Genomic DNA, 17,045 nt, shown 5'->3' with positions numbered 1-17,045 from the left:
GAGATGAGATCATGGAAAATCTTAGAAAATATAAACGAATATTTCTCGTTTTGGGTGATCTCTTCATCGTGGGGTTCTCCTACTACCTGGCGCTACTTCTGGCTTATGACTTCCAGATCCCTGCAAAGTATACACAGAACCAGACATATCCACTAGTCTTGCTTTTTGTTTACTTTGCTGGATTTGCCCTTCTAGGACTCTACAGCAGCATTTGGACCGTAGCAGGATTTTTCGACTACATGAATATTGTCACGGCAAACTTTGCCACAACAATTGTAGTGCTGATCCTGGATACGCTGCTGTCGGAGATGCTATTCTCTACAGCAACTATTCTTATTGCTAGTGGATATATTCTGCTGGGAACTATGGGGATCCGAATGTTCTTCCGGATCTATCGCAGGCTGAAGTTTGAACGGCATCCTCAAGCAAAGGAAAGACAGAGGACTATAAAGCGAGTACTGATTGTAGGAGCGGGGGACTCCGCAGCCATGATCATCAAGGAGATCAAACAGCATGTAGAACTGGGAATGGATATTGTTGGATTAGTGGATGACTCACCCTTCAAACAGCATGCAAAGATCAGCGGGATCAAAGTTCTGGGAATGACGGAAGACATTCCAGAACTGGTTGAAGAGTATAAAGTGGATGAGATTCTTCTTGCGATCCCTAGTGCATCCAATGAAGCAAGACGAAGGATACTGGAAATCGCCAGTAGTACAAAGGTTAAACTGAAGACACTTCCAGGAGTATATGAGATGGTGGAGAAAGGGATTAATGTATCCTCCATCCGCGATGTGGAAATTTCTGACCTCCTGGGAAGAAAAGAAATAAAACTCAGTAATGAGCTTATTGAAGGCTATATCAAAGAAAAGGTTGTTCTAGTAACTGGTGGTGGTGGCTCAATTGGAAGCGAACTTTGCCGGCAGATCGCAGCATTGGACCCGAAGAAGCTGATTATCGTGGATATCTATGAGAATAATGCTTATGATATCCAGATGGAGTTACAGAGACGATATCCCGATCTTGATCTTCTAGTCCTAATTGCATCGGTTCGGGATAAGAAACGGATCGAGAAGATTTTTGAGAAGTATCGACCTCAGATCGTTTTCCATGCGGCAGCGCATAAACACGTACCATTAATGGAAGTAAGCCCAGATGAAGCAATTAAGAATAATGTTTTTGGTACTCTCAATGTGTCTTTGGCAGCTCGAGATTACCACTCAGAAAAATTCATTCTGATTTCTACAGATAAAGCAGTAAATCCTACGAATATCATGGGAGCCACAAAACGACTTTGTGAGATGATCGTTCAGACCATGGACATGGATTCTGCCTCAACAGAGTTTGTAGCAGTTAGATTTGGGAATGTACTGGGTTCAAATGGTTCTGTAATTCCTTTATTTAAAGAACAGATAAAAAATGGAGGACCAGTTACGCTCACCCATAAGGACATCGTACGCTACTTCATGACGATACCGGAAGCAGTCCAGCTTGTACTTCAAGCTGGTTCCTATGCTCATGGAGGGGAGATCTTCGTGCTTGATATGGGGGATCCGGTGAAGATCTATGACTTAGCAGAAAATCTCATTAAGCTCTCTGGATTTGAACCGCATAAAGATATTGAGATTAAGGTGACTGGATTAAGACCAGGGGAAAAGCTCTATGAAGAACTACTCATGGCGGAGGAAGGACTTGAGAGTACACCCAATGACCTGATCTTTGTAGGAAGGCCTAATGGGTTTGATAAGAATACGTTACGAGACAAATTGATTAATCTCAAAGAGCAGATTATTGAGAATGAGAATACAGTACAAGAAGTTAAGAAGATCATGAGTGAAATTGTCACTACCTATGATCCGGATCTTAACGACCTTGCACTATAAGTCCTGGATTCATCTTTTCAGCTGCTAAATGCGGTGAACCGGAGACTCATCTCCGGTTCACGTTATTTCATGATATTTCAAAGGTTAGTTCTTTCTTATTGGAGGAGAGATAAATGCCAAGAGTTACAAAGGGGTTTACTTTAATTGAAGGACTCATCGTTATGGCTCTCTTGGCGATGCTGGTTTTGATTCTTTATCCCAAAGTTTGGAGTTACAGAGAGAATGCAGTGAAGACGGTTTGTGTAACTAATCGAGAAGCTGTGATGAGACAGTACAATATTGTTAATATACAAAATAATGAAGATATTGAGCTTGATCAGTTTATTCTTGAAAACTTCGATGGGATCTGTCCTGATCACGGAAAAATATCTTATGTAGAAGGAAAAATCCTCTGTAGTATCCATAATCATACTGACGTTGATGATGACAAACCAGATGTTGAGGTACCTTGGCTAAGTAGTAGTCGATTAACTCTCATGTATAAGCATAATCCGAGACAATAATATTGGAAGGTTAGCTCGACGTGAGTATGGTGAAAGGATTACAACATATAGTGGGTCAAAAGTATCGGACCACAATATGTAGTTTGAAAAAGTTTGATTTTGTAGTCTAAGAAAAAGTCAGACTACAGGCTCAAAGCCAGTAAAATCAATGGTTTGAGAGTTTTTGTAGCCTATGTAGTCTAAGAAATCGCAAACTTATTGAAATTATGTATATTTTCGACGTGAGTATGGTGAAAGGGTGAAGAGGCCGTAATGCAGTTATATAAAGGGTTTCAACAGAAACCCAAAATGTACATTTCAATACTTTGCAAATTTGGATAGGAAATACAACTCGGAAGAGAATTACATAAATTTGAAATCAAGAAGGTGCCAAAACCAGCACCTCTATACAATACATAGACTTAGATAAGGAAGGATGACGGTTAAATGGCTGATAACAAAAAAATCTGGCTCGCTTCACCACACATGAGTGATGAAGGTTTTGAAATGCAATATGTACAAGAAGCATTCGACACAAACTGGGTAGCACCACTCGGACCGAACGTAAATGAGTTTGAAAAGGAGCTTGCTGCAAAAGTTGGTTCTAAACACGCTGCAGCTATGACTTCTGGTACAGGGGCCATTCATCTAGCTCTTAAAGCTGCTGGTGTTGGTGAAGGAGATATCGTATTCTGTCCTACCCTTACTTTTTCTGCTACAGCCAATCCGATCATCTATCAGAACGCTACTCCTGTTTTTATAGACAGTGATTACGAAACTTGGAATATGGACGCATCAGCATTAGAGGCAGCCTTCGAGAAGTACGGTGATAAGGTGAAGGCTGTTTTAGTTGTGCATTTATATGGACTGTCAGCTGATATGGACAAGATCATAGAGATTTGCAGTAGATACAATGTGACTGTCATTGAAGATGCTGCTGAGTCATTAGGTGCCTATTATAAAGGAAAACATACGGGAACCTTTGGAGAGTTTGGAGTATTTAGCTTTAACGGAAACAAGATCATCACTACTTCTGGTGGTGGCATGCTTGTTTCTAATGATGAAGAGAAAATCAAGAAAGTTAGATTCTGGTCCACTCAGTCGAGAGATGCAGCAAGGCACTACCAGCATAGCGAATTAGGGTTCAATTACCGCATGAGCAATGTCGTTGCTGGGATTGGTAGAGGGCAATTAAAAGTATTAGAACAGAGAGTGGCAAAGAAAAAATATATCTTTGAATTTTATAAGAGAGAGTTAGGTTCATTAAAAGATGTGAACTTCATGCCTATAAACGACTGGAATGAGCCTAATTACTGGCTTAGTGTAATGACGTTGAAAGGTAAAGTTAGACCTCTTGATGTAATGGAAGCGTTGGAAAAAGAGAACATTGAATCAAGACCTGTGTGGAAGCCAATGCATATGCAGCCATTCTTTGCTGATTATGATTATATCGGTAGTGATGTATCTGAGAAGTTATTTGAGAATGGTGTGTGCCTGCCATCTGATACGAAGATGACAGATGAGGATCTTGAGAGAATTTGTTCAATTATTAAGGGACTGTGGGTGTAATATGAGAGAAATTAATATTTTAATATTAAGTGCAGGTAGAAGAGTAGAACTAGTGCGAAGCTTCCAAAATGCGGCTAAGAGATTGAGCATTAAGAGTAACATTGTAGCTGGAGATTGTTCAGAGACTGCACCAGCTATTTATTTTGCAGACAGAAAAGCAATATTGCCAAGAATAAACGAAGAGAACTATATAGAAGAGATTATCAACGTTTGTAATAGGGAGAATATTAGCTTGGTTATACCTACAATCGATACAGACCTGCTACTTTTGTCTGAAGAGAGAGAAAGAATAGAATCTGAATCAGGAGCTGTAGTATTAATAGCTAGTACTGAAGTGATATCAATTTGTAGAGATAAGATCAATACACAAAAGTTTCTTGAAGAAAATGGATTCAAGATTCCCAAAATGTACTCTGAAGAAGAATTGGATTCTGGAAAATTAGAATTTCCTTTATTTATTAAGCCGAAATCAGGAAGTTCGAGTATAAATACATTTAAAGTAAACAATTTAGAGGAATTAGCTACATATAGATCTTTAGTCAAAGAGCCTATAGTGCAAAACTTCATGGAAGGTAAAGAATTTACTGTTGATGTGTTCTTAGATTTTGATGGAAACCTAATCACCGTTGTCCCAAGGCTAAGGATGGCAACACGAAGCGGAGAAATATCAAAGGGCAAAATTATCAGAGATAGAGAAATTATTGAAGATATAAAGAGACTTGTAAAAGTATTAAAACCTATAGGGCATATTACAGTACAACTTATGAAAACAAATAAGGGAATCGAATATATTGAGATTAATCCTAGATTCGGTGGGGGCGCACCAATGAGTATTCAAAGTGGTGCGGACTCTTGTGAAAACCTATATCGTTTGTTAATGGGACAAAATCTAGAGTATAACGAAAATTATCGAGATAACATTATGTTCTTTAGATTTGATAATAGCATATGTGTTGATGAGAACTTGGAGATTGTTCAATGGTAAAAGCAGTAGTCTTTGATTTAGATGATACTTTAATATCCGAAAAAGAATATATAAAAAGTGGATATCGACACATCGCTGGAATCATCGAAGATAGATTTGCAATGGATAAAAAGCAAGTATTTGATGAACTAATGAGTCTATTTAAGATTAGTCCTTTGAACGTTTTCAACAGATTTTTTGATATGTATCAAATTGAGTATTCGAAAGAAATGATACTTGATTTAGTTAAGGAATACAGAGGGCACTTTCCTGATATTCAATTCTATGACGATGTTTTACCATGTATTTCAGAGTTAAAGAGATCAGGAATTAAAATCGGTATTATTACTGATGGATATGCTATAGCACAACGTCAGAAATTAAAAGCCATTCAAGCAGATGAATATGTTGATGAAATCATTGTAACAGATGAACTTGGGCGCGACTATTGGAAGCCACATCCGAAAGCGTTTGAGCTTATTAGAGATAAGCTAGAGGTTAATTTTGATGAGATGGTCTATGTAGGAGATAATCCTGAAAAAGATTTTCACATCAAAACTATTTACCATATTAAAGTAATCAGAATCATGAGACAGGATAGTGTACATTCCTCTAAACTCTACTATCAATCCATAGAAGAAGACTTAAGAATTAAGTCACTAGAGGATATAAAAAAATATTTTTGATTCTATATTGGAGGAGTCTGAGATGCTAGAAAAAAGAAGAATTGGATTTACCGGACCTTTTGCAGATGTCAATTTTGGGGATTATGCTATGGTTGTAAATAACATCTATGACTTGGAAATAAAAGATATTGTTTTATTTTCTTATGATTCGCCGTTCTTGAATACCATAAAAGAAGATTACTTATCTGACTTCAATATAAATATCGTAGATGTGAAGTTCAAAGATAAGTTCAATATCGCTGAAGAGAGCAGAACTAAAATTCTAACCCCGATAGACATTTTACATAATCTTTCAAATTATGATGAAATTGCGGCTGCGATGAGTAATCTTGATGTTTTAGTTGTTAATGGTGGAGGATACTTTAATAGTTTGTGGAGCATGCCACATCGAATCGAGAGATTGTCTAAGATTATTGCTCCTATATTGGTTGCGAATAATCTTAATAAAAAGATTGTCTTTACGGGTAACAGTTATGGCCCATTCACTGATGATGCTGAGTTTTTCGGATGTACCTTTAATGCATTAAAACATTCTGTAATAGGTTCAAGAGATAATCTATTGTCTCCAATGTGGGCAAGTCAAATAGGTATTAACAAAGATAATATTGAGTTTATCCCAGATGATTTTTTTATTGTAAACGAGAAATTAGTTAACAAAGATCTTAGGAGACCAATAAATCTTGATAGATATATAGTCATGGAAACGTATTTACCTATTGAGTTCATCGAGAGCAATATAGAGTTGTTCAAGCAATTTTCCGAAAGTATTAATCAAAAATATGGCTTAACTATTTTATTTCTTCCTTTCAATCTTAAGCATGGAGGGATGGATCAAGCTTTATATTTTGAATCAACACTTAGCAATTATACTTATTTTGATATTGATTCTATAGGTTATTTGCCAATTGAAGATGCTACTGAGTTAATAAAAAAAGCTGAATTAGTCATTAGTTCTAGATATCATGCACTAGTGGTAGCGGTATCAGTTGGAACACCAATAATAAGTGTACTAAAAGATGTATTGGGTGACAAAAGGTATTATTACAATAAAAATCTGGGCATGTTGAACCAAGCGTTAAATGGTATAGATTTTGATGAAAGAGACTATTTGAGATTAGATTATTTAGAAGCTTTGGATTTCATAGCAGAACACTTTGAACACATCACGAGCGTTCAAGGAAATAACTATAATAATTTGTATAAAAAAAATATAGAGAAGTTAAAGAAAACGAGAGAATCTTTCCTCAACCGGAATATTAAATAGTTTATAGAAAACGGAGCGATCAATATGTATAGAAAGCACCTCAAACGTTTCATAGATGTAACTGCAAGTGGAATAAGTCTAGTATTATTATCACCAATTTTCCTAATTGTCATTGTCTTAATCAAAATTGATTCAAAAGGGCCGGCACTATTTACTCAAAAGAGAGTTGGGAAAGAAGGTAAAGAATTTAAAATTTACAAATTTAGAACGATGCTGACTTTTGAAGATAGTTTTTATCCTGATGGATCACCAATTGAAAACTATGACAGAGTAACTAAAGTTGGAAACATACTTAGAAAAACTAGTATTGATGAATTGCCTCAATTAATCAATATTTTCATTGGAGATATGTCAATAGTTGGCCCTCGTCCGACACTTTCATATCAAGTGGAAAAGTATGATGATAATCAAGCAAGAAGATTGAAAGTAAAGCCTGGATTAACAGGTCTTGCGCAAGTAAGTGGACGTAATAGTTTAAGCTGGGAGCAAAAAATACAGTATGATATAAATTACGTTGATAATATAACATTTATAGGTGATTTAAAGATTATACTAAAGACTTTTATCGTTGTATTTAAAAGTGAAAAGATTGAGTTTGTTGCTCACGATGAAATAAGCAAGCATGAAGGGGATGTTAGAGATGATGTCTCCAAGACATAAATTTGTTTTAAGGAGGCTCTAGATTGAATATTCTATTTTTATCTCTTTTAGATTTTACAGACATAAATCACAAAAGTATCTATTCAGATTTGTTAAGAGAATTTCACAAGAATGGACATTTTATTTACGCTGTTTCACCAGTTGAAAAAAGAAAAGCAACAAACACACAATTAGTTAACGATGATCGAATAATAATATTCAAGCCTAAGGTTGGTAACATTCAAAAAACAAATCTATTAGAAAAAGGATTATCAACTCTGACTTTAGAAACTATCATATTAGAAGGGATTAAAAAGACGTTTAGTGATGTAAAATTTGATCTAGTGCTTTATACAACACCTCCTATTACATTTGATAAAGTTATAAGATATGTGAAGAAAAGAGATGGTGCTAAGTCATATTTACTTCTAAAAGATATATTTCCTCAGAATGCTGTTGACTTAAATATGTTTAGTAAGAAGAGCCCAATATATTTGTATTTTAGACACAAGGAAAAGGCTCTTTATAGAAATTCTGACTATATCGGATGCATGTCAAGAGCAAATGTTGAATATATTCTAAGACATAATTCAGGTATAAATCCCAAAACAGTAGAAGTTTGTCCTAATTCTATAGACCCAGCTAAAATTGAAATAGTAGATGAAGAGAAAAATAGCATAAGAGACAAATATGGGATTCCAAATAATAAGACTGTTTTTATCTATGGTGGGAACCTAGGAAAACCCCAAGGAGTTGACTTTCTTATTGAATGTATACAAGCCAATGAAAAAAATACTAGTTCATTCATCTTAGTTGTCGGATCGGGAACAGAATTTGGGAAACTTGATAGGTTTTTTAAAGAATCCAATCCGATTAATGCTAAGTTAATAAGCCAATTGCCTAAAACAGAATATGACTTGTTGGTTAACTCATCTGATGTTGGTTTGATATTTTTAGACAAAAGATTTACAATACCAAACTTTCCATCACGGTTACTTCCTTATATGCAAGCTTCTATGCCTGTATTAGCTGCTACTGACAAGAATACAGACATTGGTGAAGTGATAGAAAACGGAACTTTTGGTTTTTGGTGTGAGAGTGGAAGTTTAGAAAAATTTAACAAGCTAGTTACAAAATTATGCAATTTAAAACTCAGGAATGATATGGGGAAAAAAGCAAGAGAGTATTTAGAGGACAACTATACAGCTAAACACTCTTATGAGATTATAATAAATCACTTTAATAAATAAGAAATGAGGTAAAATTAATGTTTAAAAACAAAACTTTATTAATTACAGGTGGAACAGGCTCTTTTGGGAATGCGGTAATGAAAAGATTCTTAAATACAGATATTAAAGAAATCCGTATTTTTTCTCGTGACGAGAAGAAACAAGACGATATGAGAAAACTATATAAAAATGATAAATTGAAATTCTATATTGGCGATGTTAGAGATCTTGCAAGTGTTAAAAATGCTATGCATGGAGTCGACTATATCTTTCATGCAGCTGCCCTTAAGCAGGTGCCTTCTTGTGAGTTTTTCCCTCTCGAGGCAGTAAAGACAAATGTATTAGGAACCGATAATGTACTTTCTGGAGCTATTGAGATGAGAGTTAAAAAGGTAATATGTCTATCTACTGATAAAGCAGCCTATCCAATTAACGCCATGGGCATCTCAAAAGCTATGATGGAGAAAGTTTTTGTTGCAAAAGCAAAGACCATTGATCCTGACAGAACACTTATTTGCGGTACAAGATATGGCAATGTTATGGCTTCAAGAGGATCAGTAATTCCACTGTTTATAGATCAAATTAAGAATGGACAGCCATTGACAGTAACTGATCCAAATATGACAAGGTTCCTAATGAGTCTTGAAGAAGCTGTTGAGCTTGTAGTGTTTGCATTTCAGAACGCTGAAGCTGGTGATATTATGGTTCAGAAGTCACCTGCTTCAACTATAGGAGATTTAGCTCAAGCAGTTAAAGAACTTTTTAATGCAGATAATGAAATCAAAGTAATTGGTACTCGTCACGGTGAAAAGCTATATGAAACACTTCTAACGAAGGAAGAGCATGTTGTAGCAAAAGACATGGGTGGATTCTATAGAGTGCCTGCTGATAAGAGAGATTTAAACTACGATAAGTACTTTGTTGAAGGAGATCAAAAGCTTTCATCTGAAGATGAGTACAACTCACATAATACAGAAAGGCTTAACATTGAGCAAATAAAAGAGAAGCTTCTACAGCTTGATTATGTAAGAGAACAATTGGAAAGTTGGGATAAATAATGAAGATTTTAGTCACTGGGGCAAAGGGCTTCATAGGAAAAAATTTAATTGCAGAGTTAAGAAATAGAAAGTATGAAGGCATTTTTGAATATGATCGAGATACAGATCCTTCTCTACTTGATGAGTATTGTAAAGAGGCTAACTTTGTGTTTCATCTTGCGGGTGTTAACCGTCCAAAGGAAAAGTCTGAGTTTATGGAAGGAAACTTTGGATTTACCTCAGATCTATTAAGCTCGCTTAAAAAATATAACAACACCTGTCCGGTGATGATTTCGTCGTCTATTCAAGCTGAGCTAGATAATCCTTATGGTGAAAGTAAGAAGGCGGGAGAAGACATCTTATTTGCTTTTGGCAAAGAAACGGGATCTAAAGTTCTTGTTTATAGATTTCCTAATGTATTTGGTAAATGGTGTAGGCCTAATTATAATAGTGCGGTTGCTACATTTTGTCATAATGTTGCTCATTCTTTGCCTGTTCAAGTGAATGATCCAAGCGTAGTAATGAACCTTGTTTATATTGATGATGTTGTTAATGAGCTGATTAATTCCCTAGAGGGAAAAGAAAACAAAATAGGTTCATTTTGTGAAGTTCCTGTAGCACATACTATCACACTTGGTGAAATAGCAGATCTAATTTATTCATTTAGGAAAAGTAGAGAAGATAGATCAGTGCCAAATATGGCTGATGCATTTACTAAAAAACTCTATAGCACTTATTTGAGTTATTTGCCAGAAGACCAGTTTAGTTACGACTTAAAGATGAATGTGGATCAGAGAGGATCATTTACTGAATGCATTAAAACTCCTGATCGAGGCCAGGTTTCTGTTAATATTTCAAAACCTGGAATAACAAAAGGAAATCACTGGCACCATACGAAGAATGAGAAGTTTTTAGTGGTAAGCGGTAAAGGTGTAATACGATTTAGAAGAATAGATTCAGATGAAGTGTTAGAGTATTTCGTAAGTGGTGACAAAATGGAAGTTGTCGATATACCAACAGGCTATACACACAACATAGAAAATCTTGGTGATACAGATATGGTAACAATTATGTGGGCCAATGAGCCATTTGATCCTGAAAAACCTGATACTTATTATTTGGAGGTATAACTGATGAAGAAATTAAAAGTCATGACAGTCGTTGGTACTAGACCAGAAATAATTAGACTGTCAGCTGTTATAAATAAACTAGATGAATCAGAAGCAATTGATCATGTTCTTGTTCATACTGGACAGAACTATGACTATGAATTGAATGAAGTATTCTTCAATGACTTCAACTTAAAGAAACCGGACTATTTCCTCAATGCTGCAACAGGAACTGCTGTTGAGACGATTGGGAACATTCTAGTTAAGATTGATCCAATCCTTGAAGAGGTAAAGCCTGATGCATTTCTAGTTCTCGGAGATACAAATAGCTGTTTATGTGCAATAGCTGCTAAGAGAAGACATATCCCTATCTTTCATATGGAAGCAGGGAATAGATGTTTTGACCAGAGGGTCCCAGAAGAAACTAACAGAAAGATCGTGGACCATACAGCAGATATTAACCTAACGTATAGTGACATTGCTAGAGAGTACCTTTTAAGAGAAGGTCTCCCAGCAGATAGAGTGATAAAGACTGGTAGTCCGATGTTTGAAGTTCTTAACTCAAGAAAAGAAGATATTGAGAAATCCGATGTCCTTGAAAGATTAGGATTAGAAGAAGAAGAGTATTTTGTTGTATCAGCTCATAGAGAAGAGAATATCAGCTCTGAACAGAATTTCATGGATTTAGTAGATAGCCTAAACACGATTGCAGAAAAATATCAGATGCCTCTGATCGTGAGCACACATCCAAGAACTAGAAAAATGATTGAAGCTAAAGGTATTGAGTTCAATCCATTAGTTAAAACTATGAAGCCGCTTGGATTTAACGATTATGTAAAACTTCAAAAGTACGCAAAGGCTGTTTTAAGTGATAGTGGGACAATCAGTGAAGAGTCATCAATTCTAGGGTTTAGAGCGCTGAATATTAGACAAGCTCATGAGAGACCTGAGGCTATGGAAGAAGCATCAGTGATGATGGTTGGACTTAAGAAAGAAAGAATTCTTCAGGGGCTTGAAATACTTGAAACACAAGAAAAAGATAGTTTGAGGCTAGTAGCTGATTATAGCATGCCAAATGTGTCTAATAAGGTGTTAAGGATAATTTTAAGCTATACAGATTATGTAAACAGAGTGGTTTGGGGAAAATAAATTTTGTGTTGATTTAAATATATTTATCAACTGAAAAATGAACCACTCTTGCGGAAAAATAAGCCATCATTGCGCCAAACAAGTCCACTTGAGTGGGATAGTTATACTTACTTTGCCTAATTGGAAAAGACTTGATTTTCAGAGGTTTGTTTGTCAAGGACTTGATTCAAAGCAGTGTGAAAAATCCTTTATAAACTGATTGAAATTAACTATAAATTAGGAGTTCAAAAGTAGTTTTTTTGGGGGGGGCTCATTCACCTGTTCAATGGTCTTGTTGTGGTGCAATATACATTTCGATGTAATAACTTCATTATTCATTATAAATGGAATGAGATATATTGAAAAGTTTACCTAAATTACTTGATTGACTATTGGATGTAATGTATTTAAATAGCAATTCTTGTTATGAGTTAGCTTATTTAATAAATATTTGTATTGTATATGATGAATATCAATTTTAAATAGAGGAGATTTTTATGGAATCTTTCAAGAGAGTACTAGTTTTAAGTCATAATGCATTTAGTAAAAAGCAAAACAATGGAAAAACGTTGGAGGCCTTTTTTAAAGAATGGGATAAAGAAGCAATTGCTCAAATTTATTTACAACCAGAAATTCCAGATTTTGATTTTTGTAATAACTATTTTAAGATTACTGATTATGATGTATTAAATAATATATTATCTAGGAGTGAAATAGGTAGTGTAGTCCAAGAGAAAAAAGATGTGGATACTGAACAAATTTATAATCCAATTGTGAAAAAGCTTTATCAAGATCGAAGAAAAGGAGTAGAAAGAAAAAACCTTAATAAATTCATCCACAAAGCTTTTGTATCAAGAGTACCGATTTTCATTACCGCAAGAGAGGTTTTATGGAAAATTAGTACATGGAAAACAAAACAGCTAGTTGATTGGATAAATACGTTTAAACCAGATGTTCTGTTTTTTCAAGGGAGTAATGGTGTTTTTGGATATGATATTGCACTATGGATATGTGAAGAATTTAAAATACCATTAGTATTAGAATTAACAGATGATTATACAACTGGTCTCTACCAGTATTCGATTGTAGAAAAAATAAATAAATTAAGGTATAAAAAAATTTTTAAAAAAGCAATATCATTATCAAAAAATGTAATTACCATAAGTGATGAAATGTCGAATGAATATGAAAATTTATATGGTGGAAATTATACTACTTTAATGAACTCAGTGGAAAGAAAAGATATAGGTGATGAACCTAAAGACTTAAGGCTGATATATGCCGGGAATGTATCTTTAAATCGCTGGAAGGTATTAAAAAATATTGGGAAAGCGCTAGATCAAATAAACCAAAAGAGATCTATGGATTATAGTTTAGATATATATACTCCAACAGTATTACCTCAAGAAATTATACAGGAATTTAATAATATTTCATCCATAAATATTGGTGGTTCATTAAATCAAGAAGAATTGGCTGAGCAAATTAATAATTCAAGCATTCTTATACATGTAGAATCTTTTGATAAAAAAATGATGAAAATTACTAGATTATCAATATCGACAAAAATTCCTGAATATATGGCATCAAAAAGGTGCATTTTTGCTGTAGGCCCAGACAAGGTAGCATCAATTAAATATTTGGAAGAAAATAATTATGCAATGGTAGTCAAATCCGATAGCATTGAAAACATAGAAAAAAAGCTAACAATCTTAATAGATGATCCTAATTTCCGGGATCAAATTATAAAAAGAGCTTATGATGGATTTCTACGTAGGCATCATCCGAATTTAGTACAAAAAACAATTTGTGAGGTAATTGAAGATGCATGCAGAACTTGAGATTTCTAATGTTAAGAGTTCAAAACAAAAATTTGAAAGCGTTGCATTAGCTTTTATTATATTTGACATTACCATTTTTCCTGTTAGTCCTTTTTTTTCAATGCCTTATTCTACACCTATAGCTTTATATTTTGTAATCAAATATATAAACAGAAAAACATTCAATAATATTCATGCAGTGAGTTTATTTATATTTACATTGATTGTATCAACATTGTTTTCATTTATCAGTAAAGAACCAGTAGCTTTAATAGATAATGGTGTTTCGAGTTTCTTTGTAAATGTTCAAAAGGAAGATGTGAAAAGATTAATTTATCTTCTCGTGGGCTTCATGTTATATAAATCAGTATATAACGCATATTATAAATATAATTTAAATACTAACTTAAAAATAAAGAGAATATTACTATTTGTTTGTTTCAGTTTTGTACTATTTGGATTGATCTTTAGTGTGGACATAAATTTATTTTATCTTATTAAAGGTGTTTTTTTTAATGCCGATGTAAATATGGCTACAAATGCAGTTCTAAAAAATGCGGGTTATTTAAGCCGATTCAACTTTATATTACTAGATCCTAATAATGCTTGTTATTTTATTCTAATTATAGTAATATTTTTGCTCGAGAATTACAAATTAAAATCAGCTCAAAAAACGTCACTTTGGATTGTAATGCTACTTTCTTTATTTCTAACAAAAAGCCTTGGAGGCGCTTATGCGTTATCGGCTTATATACTAATTAAAAGTGCATTTGTTCTTAGTAAAAGGATTAATATAAAGAAGCTGATTGTAAGCTATGGTTTAGTCCTTGGTTCATTGCTGATAATTGTTATAGATGGATACACATCAAATATAATAATGGATAGTATTGTCAATAGCGTGGTTTTTCAAAGATGGTCTTCAAATAGTTTATCTGGAAGGACTGATATTTATCTTGAAGTTTTGAAGGAAACACCTCCAATAATTGGTAATGGATACACTTTGTTAAGAAAGGGTAGTTATGTCACACCTCATTCAGACCATTTGAGATTTTTGTATTCCTATGGGATAATCTCTTATTTATCATTGATAATAATGGTATTTAATAGAAAATTTATTTCTCGAAATTACTTATTCGTCATACCTGCATTAATAGCTTTCTCTATTAATTCGTTAATCGATGAACCAAGATTATTGTATACTTTTGTAATTTTGCTTGCTATTACTAATTCACAAAAGAAACATGAAGTTGTAAGCACATAAAAGTTCTCTATCAATCAATATTAAATTGATTTGGAAATCACCATACAAACTTGAAATTGTGTAAAGTTATCAACAATGTTTGCATGTTAATTGACAGCAAGGTGATACCAACATAATTAAAAAGAAGGTAATTATATGACTAATACAGTTTCAAAAAATCAAGTTATTACTTCATTAATGTGGAAGCTAATTGAGAGAGGGGGAAATCAATCAATTAGTTTTATTGTATCTCTTATATTAGCACGACTATTAACGCCTGAGGATTACGGATTAGTTGCGTTGATTTTGGTATTTACTACTTTTGCCAACATATTTGTACAGAGCGGATTTAGTACTTCGCTAATACAAAAAAAAGAAGTTAGTTCTATTGATTATTCCACCGCATTTTCATGTAGTTTACTTATTGCATCTATTTTATACTCTATGATTTATTTTGCAGCGCCTACAATTGCGCGTTTTTATGATGACGCTAGAATAATTTTAATTTTAAGGGTCTTTTCAGTAACATTATTTGCAGGCGCCATAAATTCTGTCCAAGTTGCTATTATTTCACGTAACATGAAATTCAAAGTATTATTTCGTACTAGTACCATAGCAGTTGTCATATCAGGTTTGGTGGGTATTTTTTTAGCCTATAATGGTTATGGTGTTTGGGCTTTAGTATCTCAACAGCTTATAAATCAGGTACTAATTATCGGATTATTATTTATTACTGTTAATTGGAGGCCATCATTTTATATTTCGAAAACTAGCCTTAGAGAGTTATTTGGATTTGGTTCAAATATATTAGTGACTAATTTATTAGCTACTACTTTTCTCAATTTAAGAAACTTATTAATAGGGAAAATATTTAATCCATCAATATTAGGGTTTTATAATAGAGGAATGCAATTCCCCGCAGCTTTCGTTGCAAATATAAATGGTTCAATCCAATCTGTAATGCTTCCAGCTTATTCGTCGTATCAAGATGACACCAAAGCTATTAGAAGTATGGTCCGACGATCTATAAAAATGAGTTCATTTATTATTTTTCCGATGATGACTGGTTTGGCGGTAATCGCAGAACCACTTATTTTGGTACTACTAACAGAAAAATGGCTCCCAGCTGTTATTTATGTACAAGTTTATTGTGCTGTATATTCAATAATGCCTATACATACAGCAAATTTATTAGCAATTAAAGCACTCGGACATAGTGGCACCATCTTAAAGTTGGAAATAATAAAAAAAACAATCGATGTTATAGTTCTAGTTATTACAGTACCTTTTGGTGTTTTTATGATTGCCTTAGGAGAGTTGTTAACTGGTTTAATTTCAACGGTTATAAATGCTTATCCAAATAAAAAATACCTTGATTATAGTATAAAAGAACAGTGGATGGATATTTTGCCTTCGATACTATTGTCACTTTTTATGGGGGTAATGGTTTATTTATTAAAATATTTGCACCTTAATAGTAATGTAGTTTTGATTTCCCTTCAAATCATAATCGGTGTAGTGATATATTTTGTATTCGCCTTTGTATTGAAATTTGAAGAAGTTAGTTATCTACGTACTATGCTCAAAGGACTTAAATCTAAGCGTTAATTTTAAAGAGTAATATCGACCGTATGATATAAAAATTGTAAAACAGTAATTTAAAAAATAACAATATAGTTTTTAAAGTCATATTACTACGTCTAACTCTCCCTCGCCCCATCATTAACCACCAAAGAGCAGAGTGAATATAACGGTCTAAATAAGCCACGAGTACGGTGAATGAGAGCCATGATTTCGCTCGTGTAGAGCAACCATTTCGCAACGGAGAGCCATTTGTGTTTTTATGGAGTACGATAGAGCTGTACACTAAGGTGTAACAAACTCGAGGAGGTACCCTATGACCAAGCACAAAGAAATTCTTCGCCTTCACCATCAATCGCTGAGCAGCCGTAGTATTGCCTCTCTTTTAGGTTGTTCCCGGAACACTGTCGCGAA

The 17,045-nt window shown here is 34.0% G+C and carries 14 protein-coding genes; all 14 read left to right on the top strand.

What is annotated here, in order from left to right:
- The first annotated feature begins 11 nt into the window (after window positions 1-11).
- Complete coding sequence (locus tag KCG48_RS04420) at window positions 12-1,883, top strand: polysaccharide biosynthesis protein (RefSeq protein ID WP_230977005.1); 1,872 nt, start codon at window positions 12-14, stop codon at window positions 1,881-1,883.
- A 113-nt stretch (window positions 1,884-1,996) separates the two neighbouring features.
- Window positions 1,997-2,386 carry a type II secretion system protein gene (locus KCG48_RS04415; protein WP_211800106.1) on the top strand — a complete coding sequence of 130 codons (390 nt, stop codon included), beginning with the start codon at window positions 1,997-1,999 and terminating at the stop codon, window positions 2,384-2,386.
- Between the two features lie 426 nt (window positions 2,387-2,812).
- The gene (locus KCG48_RS04410) at window positions 2,813-3,934 is read left to right on the top strand and encodes a DegT/DnrJ/EryC1/StrS family aminotransferase (protein ID WP_211800105.1); all 1,122 of its coding nucleotides are present in this window, start codon (window positions 2,813-2,815) and stop codon (window positions 3,932-3,934) included.
- A 1-nt stretch (window position 3,935) separates the two neighbouring features.
- Window positions 3,936-4,919, top strand: a complete 984-nt coding sequence (locus KCG48_RS04405) for an ATP-grasp domain-containing protein (RefSeq protein WP_211800104.1) — start codon at window positions 3,936-3,938, stop codon at window positions 4,917-4,919.
- Complete coding sequence (locus tag KCG48_RS04400; protein ID WP_211800103.1) at window positions 4,913-5,584, top strand: HAD family hydrolase; 672 nt, start codon at window positions 4,913-4,915, stop codon at window positions 5,582-5,584. Before KCG48_RS04405 ends, KCG48_RS04400 begins: the two co-directional genes overlap by 7 nt.
- 22 nt (window positions 5,585-5,606) lie before the next feature.
- Entirely contained in the window at window positions 5,607-6,848 is a 1,242-nt protein-coding gene (locus KCG48_RS04395) for a polysaccharide pyruvyl transferase family protein (RefSeq protein ID WP_211800102.1), read from the top strand.
- 24 nt (window positions 6,849-6,872) lie between these two features.
- Window positions 6,873-7,508, top strand: coding sequence for a sugar transferase (locus KCG48_RS04390; RefSeq protein WP_211800101.1), 636 nt, complete (start codon window positions 6,873-6,875; stop codon window positions 7,506-7,508).
- A gap of 23 nt (window positions 7,509-7,531) precedes the next feature.
- Complete coding sequence (locus KCG48_RS04385; protein WP_211800100.1) at window positions 7,532-8,737, top strand: glycosyltransferase family 4 protein; 1,206 nt, start codon at window positions 7,532-7,534, stop codon at window positions 8,735-8,737.
- Between the two features lie 17 nt (window positions 8,738-8,754).
- Entirely contained in the window at window positions 8,755-9,774 is a 1,020-nt protein-coding gene (locus tag KCG48_RS04380) for a polysaccharide biosynthesis protein (protein ID WP_211800099.1), read from the top strand.
- Window positions 9,774-10,883, top strand: a complete 1,110-nt coding sequence (locus KCG48_RS04375; RefSeq protein WP_211800098.1) for a capsular polysaccharide biosynthesis protein CapF — start codon at window positions 9,774-9,776, stop codon at window positions 10,881-10,883. Before KCG48_RS04380 ends, KCG48_RS04375 begins: the two co-directional genes overlap by 1 nt.
- Window positions 10,884-10,886: 3 nt before the next feature.
- Window positions 10,887-12,011 carry a non-hydrolyzing UDP-N-acetylglucosamine 2-epimerase gene (wecB, locus tag KCG48_RS04370; protein ID WP_211800097.1) on the top strand — a complete coding sequence of 375 codons (1,125 nt, stop codon included), beginning with the start codon at window positions 10,887-10,889 and terminating at the stop codon, window positions 12,009-12,011.
- Between the two features lie 476 nt (window positions 12,012-12,487).
- Entirely contained in the window at window positions 12,488-13,831 is a 1,344-nt protein-coding gene (locus tag KCG48_RS04365; protein WP_211800096.1) for a glycosyltransferase family protein, read from the top strand.
- Window positions 13,815-15,071, top strand: coding sequence for a hypothetical protein (locus KCG48_RS04360; protein ID WP_211800095.1), 1,257 nt, complete (start codon window positions 13,815-13,817; stop codon window positions 15,069-15,071). The genes KCG48_RS04365 and KCG48_RS04360 overlap by 17 nt, the downstream gene beginning before the upstream one ends.
- 135 nt (window positions 15,072-15,206) lie before the next feature.
- Window positions 15,207-16,658 carry a lipopolysaccharide biosynthesis protein gene (locus KCG48_RS04355; RefSeq protein WP_211800094.1) on the top strand — a complete coding sequence of 484 codons (1,452 nt, stop codon included), beginning with the start codon at window positions 15,207-15,209 and terminating at the stop codon, window positions 16,656-16,658.
- The last annotated feature ends 387 nt before the right edge of the window (window positions 16,659-17,045 follow it).

Origin of the sequence: Proteiniclasticum sediminis (assembly GCF_018128025.1) — a bacterium.
GTDB lineage: Bacteria > Bacillota > Clostridia > Clostridiales > Clostridiaceae > Proteiniclasticum > Proteiniclasticum sediminis.
The sequence above is the reverse complement of the archived record's forward strand: the minus strand, read 5'-3'. Positions and strand labels throughout refer to the sequence as shown.